General features: G+C 56.8%; 24 protein-coding genes. 14 read left to right on the forward strand and 10 right to left on the reverse strand.

Annotated features, from left to right (window positions below):
• The 10 genes from EXR70_08915 to EXR70_08960 form a co-directional block, all read right to left on the reverse strand.
• The coding region (locus EXR70_08915; protein MSP38596.1) for a hypothetical protein at positions 1-482 on the reverse strand (482 nt) is incomplete at its 3' end.
• Between the two features lie 64 nt (positions 483-546).
• Positions 547-1,692: a hypothetical protein gene (locus EXR70_08920; GenBank protein MSP38597.1), complete on the reverse strand. Its 1,146-nt coding sequence runs from the start codon at positions 1,690-1,692 to the stop codon at positions 547-549.
• Entirely contained in the window at positions 1,671-2,969 is a 1,299-nt protein-coding gene (locus EXR70_08925) for a hypothetical protein (protein MSP38598.1), read from the reverse strand. Before EXR70_08925 ends, EXR70_08920 begins: the two co-directional genes overlap by 22 nt.
• Entirely contained in the window at positions 2,951-3,988 is a 1,038-nt protein-coding gene (locus EXR70_08930; GenBank protein MSP38599.1) for a hypothetical protein, read from the reverse strand. Before EXR70_08930 ends, EXR70_08925 begins: the two co-directional genes overlap by 19 nt.
• Before the next feature lie 27 nt (positions 3,989-4,015).
• Positions 4,016-5,047: a hypothetical protein gene (locus EXR70_08935; GenBank protein ID MSP38600.1), complete on the reverse strand. Its 1,032-nt coding sequence runs from the start codon at positions 5,045-5,047 to the stop codon at positions 4,016-4,018.
• A 20-nt stretch (positions 5,048-5,067) separates the two neighbouring features.
• Positions 5,068-6,108 carry a hypothetical protein gene (locus EXR70_08940; protein ID MSP38601.1) on the reverse strand — a complete coding sequence of 347 codons (1,041 nt, stop codon included), beginning with the start codon at positions 6,106-6,108 and terminating at the stop codon, positions 5,068-5,070.
• A 31-nt stretch (positions 6,109-6,139) separates the two neighbouring features.
• Positions 6,140-7,186, reverse strand: coding sequence for a hypothetical protein (locus tag EXR70_08945; GenBank protein ID MSP38602.1), 1,047 nt, complete (start codon positions 7,184-7,186; stop codon positions 6,140-6,142).
• A gap of 30 nt (positions 7,187-7,216) precedes the next feature.
• The gene (locus EXR70_08950; protein ID MSP38603.1) at positions 7,217-8,272 is read right to left on the reverse strand and encodes a hypothetical protein; all 1,056 of its coding nucleotides are present in this window, start codon (positions 8,270-8,272) and stop codon (positions 7,217-7,219) included.
• Positions 8,273-8,552: 280 nt separating this feature from the next.
• The gene (locus tag EXR70_08955; protein MSP38604.1) at positions 8,553-9,086 is read right to left on the reverse strand and encodes a hypothetical protein; all 534 of its coding nucleotides are present in this window, start codon (positions 9,084-9,086) and stop codon (positions 8,553-8,555) included.
• Positions 9,058-10,080, reverse strand: coding sequence for a hypothetical protein (locus tag EXR70_08960; protein MSP38605.1), 1,023 nt, complete (start codon positions 10,078-10,080; stop codon positions 9,058-9,060). The genes EXR70_08955 and EXR70_08960 overlap by 29 nt, the downstream gene beginning before the upstream one ends.
• A 146-nt stretch (positions 10,081-10,226) precedes the next feature.
• Between EXR70_08960 and EXR70_08965 the strand changes: the two genes are divergently transcribed.
• The 14 genes from EXR70_08965 (at position 10,227) to EXR70_09030 (ending at position 22,081) form a co-directional block, all read left to right on the forward strand.
• On the forward strand, positions 10,227-10,943 hold the full coding sequence (locus EXR70_08965; protein ID MSP38606.1) for an acyl-CoA dehydrogenase: 717 nt from the start codon (positions 10,227-10,229) through the stop codon (positions 10,941-10,943).
• Positions 10,944-11,423 (forward strand): hypothetical protein, encoded by a 480-nt coding sequence (locus tag EXR70_08970; GenBank protein MSP38607.1) that lies wholly within the window; start codon positions 10,944-10,946, stop codon positions 11,421-11,423.
• Between the two features lie 103 nt (positions 11,424-11,526).
• Positions 11,527-12,648, forward strand: coding sequence for an acyl-CoA dehydrogenase (locus EXR70_08975; GenBank protein ID MSP38608.1), 1,122 nt, complete (start codon positions 11,527-11,529; stop codon positions 12,646-12,648).
• Between the two features lie 247 nt (positions 12,649-12,895).
• Positions 12,896-14,047, forward strand: coding sequence for a thiolase family protein (locus tag EXR70_08980; GenBank protein MSP38609.1), 1,152 nt, complete (start codon positions 12,896-12,898; stop codon positions 14,045-14,047).
• Positions 14,047-14,466, forward strand: coding sequence for a Zn-ribbon domain-containing OB-fold protein (locus tag EXR70_08985; GenBank protein ID MSP38610.1), 420 nt, complete (start codon positions 14,047-14,049; stop codon positions 14,464-14,466). Before EXR70_08980 ends, EXR70_08985 begins: the two co-directional genes overlap by 1 nt.
• Positions 14,467-14,586: 120 nt before the next feature.
• Positions 14,587-15,579 carry an ABC transporter substrate-binding protein gene (locus EXR70_08990; GenBank protein MSP38611.1) on the forward strand — a complete coding sequence of 331 codons (993 nt, stop codon included), beginning with the start codon at positions 14,587-14,589 and terminating at the stop codon, positions 15,577-15,579.
• Positions 15,580-15,784: 205 nt separating this feature from the next.
• Complete coding sequence (locus EXR70_08995; protein MSP38612.1) at positions 15,785-16,216, forward strand: endonuclease domain-containing protein; 432 nt, start codon at positions 15,785-15,787, stop codon at positions 16,214-16,216.
• Positions 16,213-17,202 (forward strand): ABC transporter substrate-binding protein, encoded by a 990-nt coding sequence (locus EXR70_09000; GenBank protein ID MSP38613.1) that lies wholly within the window; start codon positions 16,213-16,215, stop codon positions 17,200-17,202. Before EXR70_08995 ends, EXR70_09000 begins: the two co-directional genes overlap by 4 nt.
• 12 nt (positions 17,203-17,214) lie before the next feature.
• On the forward strand, positions 17,215-18,114 hold the full coding sequence (locus EXR70_09005; GenBank protein MSP38614.1) for an enoyl-CoA hydratase/isomerase family protein: 900 nt from the start codon (positions 17,215-17,217) through the stop codon (positions 18,112-18,114).
• Between the two features lie 269 nt (positions 18,115-18,383).
• Positions 18,384-19,535: a DUF2235 domain-containing protein gene (locus EXR70_09010; GenBank protein ID MSP38615.1), complete on the forward strand. Its 1,152-nt coding sequence runs from the start codon at positions 18,384-18,386 to the stop codon at positions 19,533-19,535.
• A 78-nt stretch (positions 19,536-19,613) separates the two neighbouring features.
• Entirely contained in the window at positions 19,614-19,985 is a 372-nt protein-coding gene (locus tag EXR70_09015) for a hypothetical protein (GenBank protein ID MSP38616.1), read from the forward strand.
• A 12-nt stretch (positions 19,986-19,997) separates the two neighbouring features.
• A complete protein-coding gene (locus tag EXR70_09020; GenBank protein ID MSP38617.1) occupies positions 19,998-20,330 on the forward strand; it encodes a hypothetical protein in 333 nt (110 codons plus the stop codon).
• A 222-nt stretch (positions 20,331-20,552) separates the two neighbouring features.
• Positions 20,553-21,611 carry an ABC transporter substrate-binding protein gene (locus tag EXR70_09025; protein ID MSP38618.1) on the forward strand — a complete coding sequence of 353 codons (1,059 nt, stop codon included), beginning with the start codon at positions 20,553-20,555 and terminating at the stop codon, positions 21,609-21,611.
• Positions 21,612-21,661: 50 nt separating this feature from the next.
• Entirely contained in the window at positions 21,662-22,081 is a 420-nt protein-coding gene (locus EXR70_09030) for an HIT domain-containing protein (GenBank protein MSP38619.1), read from the forward strand.
• Positions 22,082-22,088: the final 7 nt, after the last annotated feature.

A 22,088-nucleotide genomic window follows, 5' to 3' on the forward strand; every position in this document is an offset into this window, starting at 1 on the left:
CCCGTGAGGTTCCCGCCCGGCCGCGCCAGGCTATCGATCAGCCCAATCACAACCGGATCACCCCCACTCGTAAAAACGATAGGAATCGTCTTGGTAGCGTTCTTGGCGGCCAGGGCAGCGGGCGCCCCTGTCGCGACTATGACATCAACTTTGAGACGGACCAGTTCCTCAGCCACGGCCGGGAGTTGGTCGAGTTTGCCCTCCTCCGGGAATCGATACTCGAAAGCGATGTTTTTTCCTTCGATATAGCCAAGCGCGCGGAGGACATTTTTGTATCTCTCGAACTGGGCTGATCGACCAGGACTGGATGCGAGCCAGCCGATCTTAATTATCTTCGCCGGCTGCTGCGCCTCGGCCACAGTGCCACACAGCGCGAATGCGACAACGATGGCGACAAGCCCAATCAATTTTAGATTTTGGATTTTCGATTTTAGATTGTCGGAAAGAAAATTCTGAGTTCTCGCTGAATACGCATTGGCCATGATTTGCCTCCCAATCCAAAATCCAAAAGCGGCCCCGCAGACGAAAATCCAAAATCGATCTGATCTAATTTCCCAACACCCACTTCATCCGCTCGATCACTTCTTTGGGTTGATTGATAACCTCTTTCGCTAGCGTTTCAAGCTCGGCGCCGGTGTGCGGATCAACCTCCCAGGCGCGTTTGGCGGCTTCGGCGAGCAGCCCGGGATCTTTCATGGTCTTGGCGTAGGCATCGCGGAGAATTTGTACTAACTCGGCCGACATGCGCGGCGGGCCGCCGATGGGGCGGCCGAGGTTAGCGGCGGTCAAGACGACTTTGGCGAGACGGCGGCTGGCCTCGGGGGTTTTGTATTGCTGCATCAATTCATTCAGCGCCGGCACATCCTTCAGCCGTTCGTCGCGCTTGTTGCCGGTCTGGACGACGACGCGGACGAATCCGGTTTTGTGCCAGCGCTTGTACGGCTCGCGGCCGAAGTAGGTGGCGATCAGCGGTGTCCAGCAGACTATTTCATTGCGTTCGACGGCGAGGTCGATTTCTGAACCGCCTTGATAGCCGGTGACCTGGGTGGTTTTGATGCCGAGCGCGTCTTCGAGCAGTCGAGGAAAATAATGCGCGGTGGTGCCGCCGCCAGTGCTGCCGCATTTGGCCGGTTCCTTGGCGTTGCGTAGATCGTCGATCGATTTGTACGGCGAGTCGGCGCGAATGTAATGCAACGCGTCATTTTTTTCCGGCGAACCGATCCAACTATATTTTGTCCAATCGAACTTGCTCTCCGGCTTGCCGACCAGTTGTTCGAAATAGAGCGCGGGATTGAACGCGCCGAGGGTCAGGCCGTCGGGCTTGGCCATGCCATAAATAAAATTTCCGGCAACCAAGCCGCCGGCGCCGGGCAGGTTTTGCACGATGACGCTTGGATGACCAGGAATATGTTTGCCGATATGCTGAGCGAGTAGGCGTGCCCATTGATCGTAACCGCCGCCCGACGCCGAACCGACGATGATCTTGAGAGTTTTGCCGGCGTAGAAGGGGGTCTGGGCGCGAAGCGGAGCGTGTAGCAGCAAGAAGATAATCGCGACGAGACGAACAATTGGAGTGATGGAGTGTTGGAGTAATGGAGTGATGGTTACTGACGAGATCCGATTCCGAAAACCCATTACTCCAACAGTCCAGTACTCCATCATTCCAACTCCTATTCCCGTCCGAGCACCCATTTCATGCGCTCGATGATTTCTTTGGGCTGGGTCATGACTTCTTTCGACAAGGCTTGCAGCTCTTCGCCTTTGGTCGCATCGACTTCCCAGTTTTGTTTGGCGGCTTCGGCGAGCAGTTCCGGATCGGCGATCGCTTTGGCGTAGGCGTTACGCAGGATTTTTACCCGGTCAGCGGGAACGCCGGGGGCCGCGCCGATGGGCCGGCCTAAGGTTGCCGCGGTGAGAATTACTTTGGCGAGACGGCGCGCCGGCTCCGGTGATTTATATTGCTGCATCAATTCATTCAAAGTCGGACTGTCTTTCAATCTCGGATCGCGCTTGGCGCCGGTCTGCACGATGACGCGCACGTAGCCCGATTTATGCCAGCGCCGGTAAGGCTCGCGGCCAAAGTAGGTCGCCAGCAGCGGCGACCAGCAAAACACTTCGCCGCGCTCGATGGCGAGTTCGATATCCGGCGCGCCGGGATATCCGCTGACGATTTGCGTCTTGATGCCGAGGGTTTCTTCGAGCAGACGCGGAATGTAGTGGCCGGTGCTGCCGGTGCCGGTGCTGCCGCAGCGCGCCGGTTCTTTGCTGGTGCGCAGATCGTCAACGCTTTTAAACGGATGGTCGGCGCGCATGTAGTAGACGACGTCGTTTTTTTCCGGCGAGCCGATCCAATTGAATTTCGCCCAATCGAATTTCACTTCGGAGCGGCCGACAAGCTGATCGAAATAAAGCGCCGGATTGACCGCGACCATGGTCAGGCCGTCGGGCTTGGCGACGCCGTAGACGTAGTTGGCGCCGACGATGTTGCCGGCGCCGGGCATGTTTTGCACGAGGATCGATGGATTGCCGGGGATATATTTGACCATGTAACGCGCCGTCAGCCGCGCCCACAGATCGTAACCGCCGGCGGCGGTGGAGGCGACGACCATGGTAATCGTCTTGCCTTGATAGAAATTCGTTTGCGCGAATGCTCGTTCAAGACTTGCGCTCCAAAGTTCAAGGACGGAAAAAATCACAAGGCCGAGAACTTTGATCAATTTGCGCCTGAAACGTTTGCACGAATTAAGAAAATCACAGATCATCAACAGCCTCGTACTTAACGCACATCGAATTAAACTGTCAAATTCTTGTTGGGTCATTCCGGCGCAGGCCGGAATCCAGGAGCGGCGGTGGTCTTTTCGCCGTTCTGCTGAAAGCAGAGATGGACACCGGCCTACGCCGGTGTGACGGAATTTCTCGTTGTTGTTAACGTTAATCGACAGTCTTGAGGTTAGTTCCCCAACACCCATTTCATTCTCTCGATCACATCTTTGGGCTGGGCCATGACTTCTTTGGAAAGTTTCTCCATCTCCTCGCCGGTGAGCGGGTCGATGTCCCAGCGTTGGCGTTTGGTTTCGGCGATGAGCTCGGGGTCTTTCAAAGTTTTTTGATAGGCGTCGCGCAGGAGTTTCAAGCGCTCGGGCGCAATGCCCGGCGTCGCGGCGATGGGCCGGCCGAGTGTGGCGGCGACCAAGATCACCCGAGTGAGCCGCTTGCCGGCTTCGGGAGTTTTATGCTGATCCATCAATTCATAAATCGTCGGCACGTCGGGCAAGCGCGCATCGCGCTTGACGCCGAACTGTACGACGAGTTTTACGTAGCCAGTCTTTTGCCAACTGATGTAGGGTTCGCGGCCAAAGTAGGTTGCCACCAATGGCGACCAGCAGTGCACCTCGCCTCGCTGGACCGCCAAATCAATCTCGGCGCCGCCGGGATAGCCGCTGACGATGGTGTGCTTGGTGCCCAAGACTTCGTCGAGCAAACGGGGAATGTAAAATCCCGTGGTGCCGGTGCCGGAGCTGCCGCAGCGCGGCGGTTCTTTGGCCTTGCGGATGTCGTCGATGGATTTGTAGGGCGAATCGGCGCGCATGTAGTGCAGGATATCGTTCTGCTCCGGCGAGCCGATCCAGGGAATCTTGGTAAAATCGAACTGGACTTCTTTGCGCCCGACCAGTTGATCGAAATAAGTTGCCGGCAACAGCGCGCCGAGGGTCAAGCCGTCGGGCTTAGCGATGCTGTATAAATAATTGGTCGCGACGATGGACGCCGCGCCGGGCATATTTTGTACCAGGATCGTCGGATTGCCGGGAATGTACTTGCCGTAGTAGCGCGCCAAGACGCGCGCCCACAGATCGTAGCCGCCGCCAGTTGAGGAGCCGATGACGATGCGAATGGTTTTGCCCTGGTAGAAGGGCGTCTGGGCAGGCAGGTGATTGTAGAGTAATAGGACCGATATGACAGATAGGACCAGTGGTAATTTAAGGCGCATGTTTTTTCTTCGCGTCCTGGTTGTGAGTTACATGCCGATGAGTTTCTTTACCTTCGCGACGATGTCCGGTGTCGCGGTCATGACTTCTTTGGCCAATGAGTCGAGTTCTTCGCCAGTTGCCGGATCGATGTCGAGTCGGCGCTTTTCCGCCTCGGCCAAGAAGGCAGGGTCGTTGATCGTCTTGTTGAAAGCGTCGCGAATGATCTTCACCCGGTCGGCGGGAACTCCTGGAGGGAAGACGATCGGACGGCCGAATTCATCGGCGGCCAGCACCACTTTGACCAGTCGCCGGACGCTTTCAGCGGTCTTGTACCTGTCCATCAATTCAGTGAACAGCGGCACGTCCTTCAATCGCGCATCGCGCTTGCTGCCGGTCTGATAGAGCACGCGGACGAAATTTTTCTTGCGCCAAGTAATGAATGGCTCGCGGGAGAAGTAGGCATTGATCGTAAAAGCCCGGCACTGAACTTCGCCGCGCTCGACGGCGAGGTCGATATCCGACCCGGCGACATAACCCGAGACAATTTCGAATTTGGTGTCGATAGCGTCTTCCAAGAGTTTCGGCATGTAATAGGCGGACGAGGTTACGCCCGTGGCGCCGCACTTCGGCGGAGTGGTTGCGGTACGGACGTCTTCGATGGTTTTATACGGGGTGTCGGCGCGCATATACATGTGACTGGTGGAACTCACCGTGCTGCCGATCCAGATGAACTTGCTCCAGTCGAATTTGGCTTCGGCGCGTTTGGCGAGCTGCTCGAAGTAGAGCGCCGGATAAATCGCGCCGAGGGTTAGACCGTCGGGTTTGGCGAGATTGTAAACCTGATTGGTGCCGATCAACCCCGCCGCGCCGGCGACGTTTTGAATGATGATGTTCGGGTTTCCGGCAATGTGCCTGGACATGAATTCGGCGACCAGGCGTGGGTAAAGGTCATAGGTGTCGCCCGCCTTGGCGGCGGTGATGATGGTGATCGTCTTGCCCTGGTAAAAGGGCGTCTGAGCGTGGAGCGCTGAACCGGAGAATAAGATCGTCAGAATAGATAGGACAAATAGTTTTTTCATCGCAATCTCCTTTTTACTGCTTAGCCATCACCTAATAGTTTTTTCATGCGCGCGACAACATCAGGCGGTGTCGCCATCACGTCTTTGGCCAGCGACTCCATTTCCTCGTACCAAGTTGGGTCGATTTCCAATTTGCGTTTTTCCGCCTCCGCCAGGAACGCCGGGTCGGTGAGTGTCTTGCGAAAAGTGTCGCGCAGCAGTTTCAATCGGTCGGCGGGAATACCTGGTGAGGCGACGATGGGACGGCCGAAATCGCCGGAGGCTAAAATGACACGAACCAGCTTGCGCGCGGCGTCGCTGGTTTTGTACTTGTCCATCAGTTCCTGCATGGTCGGCGTGTCTTTGATTCTCGGGTCGCGCTTGACGCCGGTTTGAATCAGAACGTTGGTGAAGTTGCGTTTGCGCCAGGAAATAAACGGTTCGCGGGCGTGATAGGCTGTGATCGTGAACGCACGGCATTGCAACTCGCCGCGCTCCACCGCCAAGTCGATGTCTTGACCGGACTGGTAACCGGTGACGACATCGAACTTGGTGCCGAGAACCTCTTCCATGAGTTTGGGCATATGGTAGCCGGTCGAGGCGATGCCGGTGGAGCCGCACTTGGGCGCGACTTTGGCGTTGCGCACATCTTCCACCGATTTGTACGGCGTGTCGGCGCGCATGTACAAGAGATAGTTCGACGTCACGGTACTGCCGATCCACGGCATTTTCGCCCAGTCATATTTCGCTTCAGGTTTCTTGAGCAGCTGATCGAAATAGAGGGCCGGATAGATGGCGCCGAGGGTGAGGCCATCCGGCTTGGCGTTATTGTAGACCTGGTTCGCTGCGATCAATGACGCCGCGCCGGGGACATTCTGAATGATAATGTTGGGACTGCCGGGAATAAATTTACTCCAGTATTCGGCTACCAAGCGCGGGTAAAGGTCGTAAACATCGCCGGCTTTGGTGCCGACGATGATGGTGATGGTCTTGCCTTGATAGAAGGGGGTCTGGGCGTGGAGCGGCGTTCGGGGAAGGAATAGGACCGATAGGACCGATAGGACGAATGTCGTTTTTTTCATGTTGGCTTCTCCTGTTTCTGGGTGTGACTTCCTACTCCAAAATTTTCTTGACGCGCTTGAGCACGGCGGGGGGTTGATTCATGACTCGTTTTGCCAATGTTTGCAACTGTTCACCGCTGACCGGCTCCATGTCCATGCGAGATTTCTTTGCCTCGGCGATGAGCTCGGGATTATTCATCGATTTGACGTAAGCCTCGCGCAGGATATTCACCCTTTCGATGGGCGTGCCTGGGCCGACCAGCATGGGGCGGCCAAAGTCGCCGCCGCGCAAAATTACATCGGCGACCCGCCGGCTCTCATCGGCGGTATTTTCTTTTTCGAAGATTTCGTAAAGTGTCGGCACGTCGCCCATGCGTGGGTCGCGCTTCTCCGCGGTCTGGACGATATGGCGATCGAAGTTTTTTTTGTGCCAACTGTCGAAGGGCTCGCGGCCAAAGTGGGGTGCGATGGTCATGCCGCGGCACAGCACTTCGCCTTTCTCGACGGCGATGTCGATCTCGCTGCCGCCGGCGTAGCCAACCACCGAATTGATTTTCACCCCGAGTGTGTCTTCGAGAACTTTGGCGATCAGGTAATCGGCGCTGGCGGTGCCGCTGGCGCCGCACTTGGGCGGCTCGGCCAGCTTGCGCATCTCTTGTACCGTCTTAAACGGCGCGTCGGCGCGCGCGTAAAGCACTATATCGCTCTTCTCCGGCGAGCCGATGTAGAACATCTTGGTGACGTCGAAGCGAACTTCTTTGCGCCCCGCGAGTTGGTCGAGATAGACGCCATAGTTCGGCATCCCGAGGGTCATGCCGTCGGCTTTGGCGACGCCATAGACATGATTCATGGCGATCATCGAACCGGCGCCGGCCATGTTCTGCACGATAAAGTTGGGATTGCCCGGAATGTAAAGTGGCATGAAGCGCGCCAGCAGCCGTGCCCAGCGATCGTAAAACCCGCCCGGCGTCAGGCCGACGACGATGCGGATGGTTTTACCTTTGTAAAATGGTTCTTGGGCCTTGAGGTCGCCGGCGTCGAGGAGATTCCAAGCCAGCGCGCCGCAGAGAATAATAGTTCCGATCTTTGCCGATGTCATCGAGGCCTCCTTAGCATCTAACTAATTAGACTAGTCCGCGAGAATTTTCTTCACCCGGTCGATCGCTTCGCGCGGTTGGTTGAGCAGATCCTTCATCAAGTTTTGCAGATCCTCGCCGGAGGTATACTCCATGTCCATCTGACCTTTTTTCGCTTCTTCGATCAACGCTGGGTCGCGCATCGCCTTGGCGTAGGCGTCGCGCAGCAGTTTGATTCGTTCGGGCGGGTTGCCGGGGCCGGCGAGCATGGGCCGGCCGAAATCGCCGCTCGCCATGATGATGCGCGCGGCGCGGCGCACGGCGTCGGAAGTCTTGTATTGATCCATCAATTCAAACAGCGTCGGCGCATCGCCCATGCGCGGATCGCGCTTGGGGCCGCTTTGCAAAATATGCCGGTCGAAGCCTTTCTTATGCCAGCTATCGAACGGCTCGCGGCCGAAGTGCGGCGGGATGTCCATGCCGCGGCAGACGATTTCACCGCGTTCGGCGGCGATGTCGATCTCGCTGCCGCCTTGATATCCAGTGACGGTGGTCATCTTTGCCTTAAACGCTTCATCCATGATTTGCGCGAGTAAATACCCCGTGCTGGCGGTGCCGGTGGAGCCGCACTTGGGCGGTTCTTTGGCGTTGATGATATCGGTCAAAGTTTTAAATGTACTGTCGGCGCGGAAATAAAGCATCGTCGGAGTCTTTTCTTGACTGCCGATGAATTCGAACTTGCGCATGTCGAACTTCACTTCTTTGCGTCCCACTACTTGATCGAGATAGAGGCTATTGATCGGCACGAGCAGCGTCAGGCCGTCGGCTTTGCTTAGGTTGTAAACATAATTGGCGGCGATTACCGAACTGGCGCCGGGCATATTCTGCACCAGAAAGTTGGGGTTGCCGGGAACGTATTTCGGCATGTAGCGCGATAACAAACGCGCCCAGCGGTCGTAGAAGCCGCCGGGAGTGAAGCCGATCACGATGCGCACGGTCTTATCTTTGTAGAACGGTTCGCTTTGCGCTCTTGCCAGGGAGCCGGCGCAGCTCAAGCAAGCGAGGACGACAAATGCCGACAATCGGCAAACAGCTTGGTGCTTTTCCATGGTCGCGGTCTCCGTGTGAGTTAACGCTCGCAAAACTGAATAACCTTCGGCTCCAAGTCGAGAGGGTGCAGAATGTGCCGACTGGAAGTCGGCTGATTGAGCGACAGCGCCGGGATCGTTAGCTTCAGCCGCGTGGGTAAAGTCATCAAGATGACCTGCCGATTAAAATCGCTACCCGCGGCGGGCTGTGGTTACGACTCTAATAAATGAGCCCCCCGCAGCGCTTGACGTGAATCGCGCGCGCGGGCGTATTGTCGGCCAGGCTGATTTTCGCTTCTGACTAAGCCAAACCCAACCAGGTTTGAATCATTCCGTCTGGGAAAGGCAGGTTGAGCAATCTCACAAACAGAGAATAATAAAAAAGGAAAGCGACCGCGGTCAGAGTCGCCGACAGCCAAAGTTTCTCTTTGCCGTGGAAATACATGTAAGAGAAGACGATGACCGGGACCGTGATCGAAAAGCCGACAAACCAACAGCCGAAGAAAAACCCAAAGAACCAGGAGAACATGTTGACCGTGCGCCTAAACGCGATTGCCGGTTCGACGGTTTTCGTCGCTTGAAAATCCATCGGCGTGACGTTGTCATCCGGCTTATGTTCGATGCCTTTCAAATCCAGGATGACCTGAATGAGGGCGAGGATAATCATCGGGATGCCGATCGTGAAGGGATACAGCCGGGCTTGCATGCGCCACTCCTTGGCTTCGTAGACGAACACGCAGAAAAAGATTAAAGCGCAAAAACTAAAAATGGCCTTCGGGGTGATTTTCAAGTGAAACTCCTTTCGCTTAATTCCAACCGTAAAGTCGGATGGCATTATCGCGCATGATTTTATTTTTTTGTCCGTCGCTAATATCTTTTCGGCCTTTGACGGTGGCCGTCATGTAGGGAAAACCGCCGTCCCAGTGGGGATAGTCGGAAGCGAACAAAATGACATCTTCGCCGAGCTTTTCCAAACAAAAGGGCACTGTGCTCTCTTCCGGTTCGGCGGCGAAGAACCAGTTGCCGCCGGTGATGTAGGCGCTGGGTTTTTTCTTCAACAGCGGCGCCTCGGTTTGGCGTTTCTCCCATTCCTCGTCCATGCGGTCCATCCAGTAGGGCACCCAGCCGCAGCCGCACTCGAGAAAGGCGACGCGCAATTTGGGGAATTTCTCCGGCACGCCGCCATAAACCAATGCGGCGCAATCTAGCAAAGTTTCAAAGGGCCGTCCAACGGTATGGCGGAATAAGAAGGTGTCGAAGCGGATTTCGCCGGCCGGTCCGTTGCGTGAGTTGTGGACCAACAGTGGCGCGTTGTATTTCACCAGCTGCTCATAGATCGGCCAGTAGGCCGGCTGACCGATATGTTCCTTCATGCCGAAGGTGCCAACCGCCACGCCAACGAGACCGAGCTTGCCAATGGCGCGGTCGATTTCCTTGCACGCCGCGTCGACGTCTTGGAACGGCACTAGCGCCACGCCTTTGAGCCGCGGACTCTCGGCGCAAACGCTGGCGATCCAATCGTTGTAGCCGCGGCAAAAGGCGGCGGCGTAATCTTTTTCCGGCAACTGGGTGACGCTGAAACCGCCGGTGGGAAACAAGACGGATATATCGATATGTTCAGTGTCGAGATCGCGGAGCCGGGTAGCGAGGTCCGGATTCGGCGTGTCGAGTTTGCCATACATGCTGGAGTCCCAAACATCGCTCGGCAACAGCGAGCCCCGGCGCCGACAGAACGGCTCGGCGATAAACTTGCGCAAATCGGCATCGCGGTCAAGCACATGGCCGTCGGCATCGATGATGTTGACGTTGGCTAAATTGACACCGGGCATCGGACCTCCAAAAAATTGGCGATTGAATAGGGCATTTCGATTGTTGATCGAATTACCACACGGGGGATTCGACGGTCAATGGTTGCTATCTGTTTTTTTGTCCAAGCAAGCTGTGATAAAGGGGCGGAGGGAGTTATCGTCGCGCCATGAATTTTAGTGTGTCCGCTGAAGAAGAAAGTCTTAGCTGGCGAGTCCGCGAATTCGTCGCTGAAGCGCTCTTGCCGCTGGAGCCGGAGTTCGCCCACGCGCCGGATATTTTCGAAGGCAGCCGCTGGAAGAGCCGGGTGAAGTCGAGTGCTGACGCGGAGATTCAGCGTTACCTGAAGATCATGGAAGATTTGGAAAAGCGCGCCGAGGAAGCCGGTCTGTGGCATCTCGACGTGCCCAAGGCCTACGGCGGCATGGAAGTCAGCAACGTGGCGATGATCGCGGTGACTGAAGAATTGGAGAAGTCGGCAATTCCCTTCGAGTTCGGCAACCATGTGTCGAACATTTTGTTTAATTGCCAGGGCGAGCAGATCGACAAATATCTTTGGCCCTGTATCCGCGGCGAGAAGACTTCGGCGTTCGGCTTGAGCGAACCGGCTTCCGGCGCCGATCCCTCGATGATGCAGACCACGGCGACGCCGGACGGCGATTATTTCGAGATCAACGGCACGAAAATGTTTCCGACCTTCGCCGATGTCGCCGACTTCGTGCAACTCTTCGCCCGCTTGCCGGGCACAAAGGGGCGCGAGGGCGTGACTTGTTTTCTGATCGACACCGGCACGCCGGGCTATCGCGTCGTGCGCAGCATCGCGACTATCGCCGGCACCGAGCCCTGTGAGTTGGTCTTCGAAGACTGCCGCGTGCCCAAATCGTAGGTGCTCGGCCAGGTGGGCAACGGCTGGGCGCTCAATCAATCCTGGCTCGGCGCGCGCCGCTTCCAAGTCGGCATTCGCGCCCACGGCATGGCCCAGCGGGTGCTGCGCGCGGTGGCCGAAGCGATCCGCCACGATGCCCAAGAAGTAAATAAATATGCCGGCGCCATCGGCCACTTTCTCGGCGAGCTCGAAGCGTTGAAAACGCTCACCTACACCGCATCCTGGCGCGCCGATCAAAAACTCGACGTGCGCGTCGACGCGGCGAAAGTGAAACTGTTCGGCACCGAGCTGGCGCACAAGGTCATCGACTTCGCTCTAGAAGCGGTCGGCCCGTCGGCGATGCGTAAAGAACATGTGATCGCCCGCGCTTTCCGCCACGCCCGCGCGCGCCGGATCATTGACGGACCGTCGGAAGTGCAGCGTCATATCATCCAGCGCGCGCTGTTCCGCGAAGGCGCGGGGTTGTTGGAATTGCAGTAGTGAAGATGCGAAAGAAGATTATCACCACGAAGGACACGAAGATCACGAAGTTCGGAGTTCTAATTGTTCGAAACCTTCGTGTCCTTCGTGGTGCGATAGAATTATGGATCTACGACTCACCGAAGAAGAACAGCTGATCAAGAAAACCGCGGCGGAGTTCGTCGACCGGGAACTGCTCGCGCGCGAGGGCGCGTTCTTAAAACAAAGCGAACCGTTTCTGCCGGCGGGGGCGCCGGTGCGGCGTGAGCTTGACGGCGCAACCCGCGCCGAGTTGATTCAGAAAGCTCGATCCATTGGCTTATGGTGCTTGGAGTTGCCGGAAACTTTCGGCGGCGCGCCGATGAGCGCGGTCATGCGTGTGTTGATCGAGCGCGAATTTGGCCGCACGGTGTTGCCCTTTGCGCCGGTGACGATTCCCGAATTCATGTTCGAAACCAAATACGGCCAGCAGCTTGCCGACGGCACCCTGACGCTCGCTTTCGCCTTCGACGAAGCGCACAAAACCGGCAATCTCACCCAGCTCAAAAATCTTTATCGTCAAGAGGTCGAAGGCGCGATCTTGCAAGATGCGCGCGGCGATCTGTTCGATTGCCACGCCGATTTATTTTTGTTTCCCGCCCGGGAGCCTGGCACGCAACGGCTGGGCTTGTTCGTCATCGAGCGCGACACCAGCGGTTTGACCATCGCCGATGAAGTCGACTTGACCACCGATGCCACAGTGGCTCGCTTGTCGCTCCATCTTTGCCGCGTGCCCAACGAACAACTGCTCGGCTACGAATACGAAGCCGGCGCGATCATCGCCGCCGAGCAATTGACAATCGCCGCGCGCTCGTTGGGCATCGCCATGCGCTGCCTAGCGGCATCCCTTGAACATGCGCGTAACCGCGTCACCTTCGGCCGGCGCTTGGCCGAGCGCCAAGCAATTCAATGGATGCTCGCCGATCTGGCCATCGAACTGCGCACTTCAACCTGGCTGACGCTCGAAGCGGCGTGGCGCGCCGATCACGGTGAGACCTATTTCGACGAAGCGGCGTTGGCCAAGAAGCGCGCCGCCAAGATGGCCTTCCAAGCCGCCGACACGGCGATTCAAATCCACGGCGGTTACGGCGTCTGCAAAGAATTTCCCTTCGAGGGTTTCTATCGCGAAGCGCGCATGATGCGCTTGCTGTATGGACGGGAAGAGGAAATGAATCGGGCGGCGGGGGAGAAATTCGTGAGGCAATAGGCAATGGGCAGTAGGCAATAGTAAATCACAAGTTGAAATACCTAGCAGTGTCAAATCCGAAATTCGAAATCCGAAATTCGAAACAAATTCAAATGATCAAAAACCAGAAAATTCTAAACTAGAAGGATCGGATTCGGCATTTTGAATTTTGCCAGTTTGGGATTTAGTTGGCCGCGTATTGTTTCGGTCCGCGGGGCATCTTTCGATATTCGAATTTCAAATTTGCAGGGATCAGAGGGAGAAAGAGATGAGACGTAAGAAAGTTTGTTTTGTCGGTTACGGTTCGACGGAGTATTCGCGCCAGTCGGAGGAATCGCAGCTCGGCCACTACGCGACGGCGATTCGCGCGGCGCTCAATCAGACGGGGCTCAAGAAGAAAGACATTCACGGTCTGTCGATTACGACTCAAGCGAGTCCGGATACCGCGCCGCACGTGGCGGAGCAGTTAGGCTTCGAGCTCGATTGGGTTTTGAACGCCGACTACGGCGGCGCCGGCGGCGTCGGCGCGGTGCGCCGGGCGGCGGATGCCATCGAGTGCGGCCATCTCGATGTCGCGCTGTTGGTCGGCGGTAACTCTTTCGACCGCAGCGTCTCGCACCAGCGGCCGTTGGAATATCAGCGCGGCAACTTCGTCGATGTCTACGGTTACGGCGGGCCGAATTCTTTGATGGCGCTGATCCAGCGCCTGCACATGGAAAACTTCGGTACGACATTAGAACAAATCGGCAAGATCGCCGTGGCCCAGCGCTTCAATGCGATGAACAATCCCCAGGCGCTGTTTCGCGCGCCGATGACGATCCAAGATTATCTGCTGTCGCGCATGATCTCCGATCCGATCCGCCTGTTCGACTGCGTCATGCCCTGTTCCGGCGCCGAGTGTTTGATTCTCGCGTCCGAAGAAAAGGCCAAACAGATTTCCGACAAGCTAGTTTACTTAGTCACCGACGCCGAGAAGGTTCACTATCAGGTCGCCAACATGCTGCCGGAGAAAACCACCTTCGGCATGAAACTCGTCGGCGAGAAGATTTTCTCGGAAGTGAAACGCGAGGATATCGATCTGTTCGAGATTTACGACGACTATCCGATCGCCGTGATGATTCAGCTCGAAGACTTCGGCTACTGCAAGAAGGGCGACGGCGGCAAGTTCGTCGATGCCCATGATTTGACCTACAACGGCGATTTCCCGCTCAACACCGGCGGCGGCGAGTTGTCGGTGGGCCAGGCCGGACTGGCCGGCGGATTTCTCCACGTCGTCGAAGCGCTGCGGCAATTGCGCGGCGAAGCGGACGGGCATCAAGTGAAGAAAGCCGAGCGCGCGCTGGTCACCGGCATCGGCTGGCTCAACTACGGGCGCAACCTCGGCACAACGGCTGCGTTGGTTATGGAAAGGAGAAAGTAATGGCTGAAGCAAGAGCACCGCAAAAAAGTTTACCCAAGATCAATCCCGTCGACAGACCTTTCTGGGAAGGCGCGGCAAAAAATAAATTCCTGCTGCAGAAATGTAACAGCTGCGGCAAGGTGCAGTTCTTTCCGCGCGTGGCCTGCGTCGATTGCTTCGGCGAAGTCAGTTGGATCGAAGCGAAGGGCACCGGCAAGATTCACACCTTCACGCTGGTGCGCGTGCCGCGCAATCCGGCGTTCAAAGATGAGGTGCCGATTTTCTACATCAATGTGATTCTCGACGAGGGCGTGATCATCGAGAGCCGCCTGCTTGGCGACAATAAAGAGAAGGTCAAGATCGGCGACCGCGTCAAAGTCCGCTACGAGCAGACGCATAATCCGGAGATCAAGCTGCCGTGTTTTGAGTTGGCGGGGTGAAGAGCCCTCACCCTTCCCTCTTTCAAAGGGCGAGGGTGGAGACGGGGAGATGAAAATGGAACGGGTTCAGTAAATTGTTCCCTCTCCCACTGGGAGAAGGAGAGGGCGAGGGCAAGCTCCATGCACAAAAAAATCACTAGACTGGCGCTATGCGCTCTACTGTTCGCTTATAGCTTTCCAGTTCAGGCGCAGCAGCCGCCGAAGATCCCGCGGATAGGATTTGTGTCATCAGGGAGCGGCGATCCAAAATTTCGCGAGGCTTCTGTGGAGGCATTCCGGCAAGGACTGCTAGAGCGCGGTTATGTTGAGGGGAAAAACATCCAGATCGAGTACCGCTACGCTGAAGGAGATCTTGACCGGGTGCCGCGCCTGATCGCTGAACTGGTGCAACTCAAGGTCGACGTCTTGGTCCCCGGACCCTTTGCAGGAGTCCTCGCGGCTAAGGAGGCGACAACGACGATTCCCATTGTCATGGTGAGCAGTGTAGATCCGGTTGCGTCAGGAATAGTTAAGAGCTTGGCACGCCCTGGCGGAAATATCACCGGGTTCTCTACGCTCAGCCGGGAGTTGAGCGGCAAGCGGCTGGAATTGCTAAAGGAGGCGGTTCCCGGGATGTCGCGCGTCGCCGTTCTTTGGGACGTGAACGCACCGGGGCCGGCGGTTGCTATTAAAGAGCTCAAAGCTGTGGGGCCGGCGCTAAAGATTCAGTTGCAATCGTTGGAGGTGCGCGGTCCGGACCCTGATCTTGACGGAGCGTTTCGAGCGGCGGTGAAAGGGAAGGCCAACGCGCTTTTCGTGAGCCAGAATCCACTGCTCAGTCGTTATCGAAAGAGGATTGCGGATTTAGCCATTAAGAATCGACTGCCGTCGATGTGCGAGGGAACTCAGTGGGTGGAGGATGGTTGTCTGATGACCTATGGAACGAACACGTCTGATCAGTACCGGCGCGCGGCATATTACGTCGACAGAATTCTTAAAGGCACCAAGCCCGCTGACCTTCCCGTCGAACAGCCGATGAAGTTTGAGTTCGTGATCAATAAGAAAACCGCCGATCAGATCGGCCTGACGATCCCGCAGTGGCCGCTGATGAAGGCGGATCGGATGATCAGATGATCGGTCAGGGGTGAAGGGTGAGGGATAAGGCGACGGAAAACAATTTAGAATTGATGCTGATTGAGTTCGCGGGTTGAAAGTCTGCCCTCACCCTTCCCTCTCCCTGGGAGCGAGGGTGAAGATGGGGAGATGAAAACGGGAAATGTCTTCGGAGATTCTTACTTCCTCTCCCTTTGGGAGAGGATAGAGGTGAGGGCACATACGAATGCTACCCTATCCAAATCATCAAAAGACTCACGCCCGTAAGCTGCGAAGAGAAATAACCGATGCGGAGAAAAAACTTTGGGCATGCCTTCGCGATCGCCAACTCTGTGGCGCCAAATTTCGTCGTCAGCATCCGATAGGATCGTACATTGCCGATTTCTGCTGCGTGGAGAGTTGCTTGGTGATCGAGCTTGATGGTGGTCAGTGCGCGGAGCAAGCCGCGGCGGATGACGCTCGGACGAAATTTATTGAATCGCGGGGATATCGCGTGCTGCGCTTTTGGAACAATGACGTTTTGACGAATCTTGCAGGGGTGGTGGAGCGGATCGTTGAAGTGCTGAAGAGCCCTCACCCTTGCCCTCTCCCGAAGGGCGAGGGTGGGAAGAAGGCATTGATTGTGAGTTCGGTAAGGCTAGTGAAGGAGCGGCAATGAAGAGATTTTTATTACTCTCGATTGGTTTTCTTCTCTCGGCAATCTTCGTTCACTCACCGGACGCGGATGCTCAATCTAAACCCATCCGCGAAATCACGGTTTCCTATCCCATCGGCGGATCGACGAGTTTTTTCTGGGTGGCGCATAAGTCTGGGTCGTTCGAGAAGAATGGACTGCGTCTACGCGCGGTGCATATCGGCGGCAGCGTGGCGGCGATACAGTCGTTGTTGGCGCGCGAGTTGTTCATTCAGATGGAAGGCGGACCGGCGGGCGTGCGCGCTTGGGCGCGCGGCGCGAAGGAGATGACGTTTATCGGCGCGGTGGGCAACAAGCTCGACTATCTTTTGGTGTCGATTCCGTCGATCAAGCGGCCGGAAGATTTGAAAGGCAAGCGCATCGGCGTTAGCGCCATCGGCGCCAGTTCGGATTTCATCGCGCGCCACGCGGTGAAACAGTTGGGACTTAATCCTGAAAAAGACGTGTCGATCATCGCCGCCGGCGCCATGGGCAACCGTTGGGCGGCGATCACCGGCGGCAATCTTGAAGCCACCGTAGTCCAGCCGCCGTTCACGCTATTGGCACGCAAGGCGGGCATGACCGTGCACGTCGATTTGTCCAAGCAAGCGTTTGAATACCCGATCTCGGCGGTGCTGACGACGCGGTCTTTTATCAAGTCGGACAACGAGACGGTGATGAACTACATGCGCGGACTGGCCGACGGCATGGATTTTTATCGCGACGAGGCGAACAAGGAAAAAATCTATCAATACTTGGGCGAATACTATCGCTCGAAAGCGCGCGATGAATTGGAAGAGACGCGCCGGGTTTACACTCAAATGACGCCGGGCTTGCCGCTGATTTCGGCCAAGTCGATTGAGAACTTGATTGTGAACGACAAGGATCTGGCGCCGCTGGGTCTAAAGCCGAGCGAGATGTTAGACCTGTCGTTTCTCGAACGGCTGGCGCAGGAGCGAAAAGCGAAATGATGTTAGCGCGTAATGGTTTCGGAGTATCTCCCGCAAAGGGGCGAAGGCGCAAAGACATATCTCAGATTCGACCGATCCGTCGAATCAGCTAAGCAAAGAATGAAAGGTAGAAACAATATGGCTTTTGAAACGATTCTCTTTGAAGTGCGCAATCAGATCGCCTGGGTGACCATGAATCGGCCCGAATCGATGAACGCGATCAATCGGCTGATGGCGCGCGAATTAGTCGACGCCTGCCAGCAGATCGAAGACGACGCGAATATTCGCGTGGCGATTTTTACCGGCGCGGGCGAGCGGGCGTTTTCCGCCGGGATGGATTTGAAAGAGCGGGCCGAGACTTGGTTCTCGCCGATCGAACGGCGCAATCAAAAATTGTCGCAGACGATTCACACGCAGTCGCGCGCCATCGGCGCCATGACCAAGCCGACTATCGCGGCGATCCGCGGTTACTGCGTCGGCGGCGGTCTGGAGATGGCGCTGGCGTGCGATTTGCGCGTCGCCGCCGACGACGCCAAGATCGGCCTCGCCGAAGTGCGCCGCGGTTTGATCCCCGGCGCCGGCGGCACGCAAAGGTTGCCGCGCGCCGTCGGCGTGGCGAAGGCGTTGGAAATTTGCCTCACCGGCGACAACGTTAGCGGCGCGGATGCGGAGCGATTGGGGTTGGTCAATAAAGCCGTGCCCGTGGCCGAAGTGAATAAAACGGCCGAAGATTTAGCGAATCGAATTCTCAAAGGCGCACCGATGTCGGTGGCCTTCATCAAAGAAGCGATCAAGAAGGGCATCGAGTTGTCGCTCGAAGAAGGATTGCGCTTGGAAGCCGATCTCTCGGCGATGGTGGCGACCACCGAAGATAGCAAAGAAGGCCCGCGCGCGTTTGCCGAAAAACGCGCGGCAGTGTGGAAGGGGAAATAGGCATTAGGCAATAAGCAGTAGTAAGGGCGCAGCATCAGCTAAGGCTGATCCGTCCTCCGGCGGATGCGGCGCCCGTCTTTCGGCGTGCCGCAGGCAACTTGGTTGTCACTTGTGTAAACTTCGTTTCCCTGTTCTGCTGCGATCCTCGTGTAAGGGTTCTTTAGATTTGCGTCCAATTACAATGCTTGTTCTTTTGCCAGTTGCTGCCGGCGTGTGGCACTGCGATTGCTCATTACTTTATCGATCACAAAACTTGCGGAGGTTGAATCATGTCTAAGCAAATTATTTTTTGCGCTGACGGCACATGGAATGGTCCGGATAAGGACGACGACGGTGACAAGCAGCCGGATGTGACCAACGTCTATAAACTATTTTTAGCCCTTACCGGTTCGCTGAGCGTGGATACGATCCGGGATGCCGACGAGCAGGAAAAGGTTTTGAGTGATGGCGCGCGGCCGACTCAGGTGGCGAAGTACATTCATGGCGTCGGCGACTCGCGCAATCCGCTCGTCAAGCTCATGGGCGGCGCCTTCGGTTCTGGGATCATCACGCGCATCGTGCGCGGCTATACATTTATCTCGCGCAACTACGAGGCGGGCGATGGGATCGTGATCACCGGCTTTAGCCGCGGCGCCTATACCGCGCGCGCCTTGGCCGGCTTGATCGTATCTCAGGGATTGCTCGCCAAACCGCTGACTCAAGACAAAACCGCAGCGTACCGCTTGGGCGCGCGGGTTTGGTATCGCTATCGTCAACAATCGAACGCGCCGCAGAAGCCGACCTTTCTCGCCAGGCTGGCGGAAGCCGCGGCCGATTTGCCGGGCTTCTTATCGAGAGATGAGGTCGATGCCAGTCAACTCATCGCGGTGGACAAGCTCAAGTCGGTAGCGGTGTGGGATACCGTCGGCGCCATGGGACTGCCGCTGTACATGAACGACAAGCGCATCGACGCCTTCAAGTTTACCAACACGAGTTTGAGCACAAAAGTTGAAAACGGTTTTCACGCGGTCGCGCTGGACGAGCAGCGCGGCGATTTTATGCCGACGCTCTGGGACCCGGCCGCGAATGTGAAGCAGGTCGCTTTTGCCAGCGCCCACGCGGATGTCGGCGGCGGCTACACGACCAATAATCACGAGAGTGAATTGTCGGACATCGCGTTGGAGTGGATGGTCGGCCAGCTCGAAAGCGTCGGCGTGAAGTTCAACCGGCCAATTTTTACGCGGTTCAGCCCCAACCCGGAGGGCACCGCGCATAAGCCGTGGACGCATCCGCCCTTCAACGCCGGCAAAGCCGAGCCGCGCAAGTTCGCTCGCACCGGCGTAACTGAACATCCGTCGATCGCGACGCGGATGAAAGCCGCAGCGGTAGTGCACGAGCCCAAGGAAGCGCCGGCGCCGTATCGGCCGACCAATCGGCCGTGAGGGATTTTGAAGAATCGACAAACCAGGATGTCGAGTTTGAAAAATATTCATTCCTAGACAAATTCCAAGGAGGGAAATATGGGAATTCGTAAAAATCAGAAAAACATGACCAATGCGGAGTGGACGGCGTTTATCGCCGCGGTCGATGCGATTCACGGCACGACGGCGGCGGCGCCGGCGTACCGCCGCTTCGTGTCGCTGCACGTCGACGCGATGGACATGTCGCACATGGACTGGAGCGTGCACACGATGAGCATGGGCTCCGGTCTAATGCGCGGCAAAAACTTTCTTGCCTGGCATCGACGGTTCGTCAAGTTATTCGAGGAGCGATTGCAAAAGGTCGATGCCAACGTAACGGTGCCGTACTGGGACTCGGTCACCGACCGAAATATTCCGGCGGCGCTCAATAGTCCAGCGCTTGTCGCGCGCTGGTCGGTGACGCGCAACTAGAACGCTTCGCAGCTGGCGGCGGCCAGCGATCTGAACGCGGTGAAAGGGTTTACCGGAACCTTTACGGGATTTCAGACGCTCCTGGAAGGAACGGTGCATAACGGCACGCATCGGGCGGTTGGAGGGAGTATGGGCGGTGGCGCGTCTCCGACGGATCCGTTGTTTTGGTTGCATCATTCATTCATCGACAAGCTGTGGGCCGATTGGCAGGCAAGTTCCAACGGAAAAAATCCGCCAAATCCAAGTGAGACACTCAAACCGGCGACGATACAAACAGGCGTACCGTTCGGGGTTAAAGTTTCCTCGCAGCTCAAGATATCGACGCTTGGCTATTCGTACGTGTAGCTAAAGTGGTTGCCAGTGATGCGGTTCCCTTCGGTCACCGCATCTTACAATCGCATTGTAGAGGCGGGTCGTGACCCGCCCTCGCCTGGATTCTCGCCGTCGCAGAGATGACGGAAGGGATTCGAATGCGAATCGATAAAAAGCGCCGGTGTTTCTTCCATTGACCGCTTCGCGTTGTATCCCGTATAAATACGCCAGGGGAAAAAGTCTCTGGAGCGGTTCATGACTTCAACAGGAGCACTCGCGATCAAGTTCATTCTGCTTATCTTCGTTTCCATTCTTAATGGCGCGTTAGCGGCCCACGCCAATCCTTATCTCGCCAAACCTGGCGAGGCGGTGGCGCGGGTGCGCATCGGCACCTGCGCGGTGACCGGCGGGTTCATGCATCTTTACACCGCGCTCGATCACCGGCTTTTCGATAAATATGGCGTGCACGCCGAACATATCTTCGTGCGCGGCGGCAGTGTGGCGATGGCGGCGTTGGCAGCGGACGAGATCAGTTTTCTTTACTGCAACGCCGACGCCAACATCGGCCGTATCGGCAGCGGCATCGACGGCAAGTTGGTCGCCGCGCCGCTGGTCGGACTGCCGTACGTGGTCTTGGCGCGCAAGGACATCAAGCGGCCGGCGGATTTGAAGGGCAAGAGCATTGGCGTGACACGGCCCGGCGACTTCACTTACAAGCTTGGCAAAGAGTTCTTGAAAAAATTCAATTTGTCGGACAAAGACGTGACGTTGAATCCGGTGGGCGGCACGCCGGCGGAGCGCTACACGGCGCTGGCGCAGGATATTTTTCAGGCGACGGTGATTCAGCCGCCGCTCGATGCGCGCGGTAAGAAGGACGGCTTCAACGTCATTTATAATTTGAACGATCTCGGCTTCCCGTTCATTTACAGTTCGCTGTTTACCAATGCGCGAACGTTGAAGGATCGTCCTGCGGTGGTGCAGAAAGTCGTGGCAGCGCTGGCCGAGTCGGTGTACTTTGTCGAAAAAAATCCTGACGCGGCAATGGCCGCGGTCGGCAAAATTCTCCGTATCGACGATCGCGATACGTTGCGTTCCGCTTACGAGGCTTACGCCAAGACTCTCATCAACCGGCGCATGATCGTGCCGGCGAAGATGGTCGCCGATACTTTAGATGTCGCGCGCGAAGACGGCCTGACGATCCGCCGCAAGCCCGCCGAGATTTTCGACAACAGGTTTGTCGAACATCTCGATCAGAGCGGCTTCATGAAAGAGCTGTGGGGCGGTCCGATGCCGGAGGAGAGAAAGCGTTTTTGACCGTTACGGGTCGCGGGTGTTTAAAGCTGGGAGCAGGGATGCAAGAAGTGATGAGCGGATTCTCGATCCACCCGCAGCTGTTGAGCGATTGCCATTTGATCGGCAAGTTCGATTTCTGTTGGTTATTGCTGCACAAAAATAGCGCGCTGCCTTGGTTCATCTTAGTGCCGCAAACCGAAGTGTCGGACTTGCTCGATCTGCCTCCGGCTTTGCGCACGACGGCGATGAACGAGGCGGCGCGGCTTTCAGGCTTCATCAAAAAAACTCTCGCCTATCCAAAAATCAATTTCGCGGCCATCGGCAACGTCGTGCCGCAACTGCACCTGCATGTCGTCGGACGAACGCCGGGCGATGCTTGCTGGCCGGCGCCGGTGTGGGGCCATCTCGGCGATGCTTCAGAGTATTCGCAGACGAGAATTGCCGAGATCAGGGCGCTATTGGTCGATCACTGCGGATTGATGCAGCTTTAAGGCTTGT

This window comes from Deltaproteobacteria bacterium (assembly GCA_009692615.1).
Taxonomy (GTDB): domain Bacteria; phylum Desulfobacterota; class Binatia; order UBA9968; family UBA9968; genus DP-20.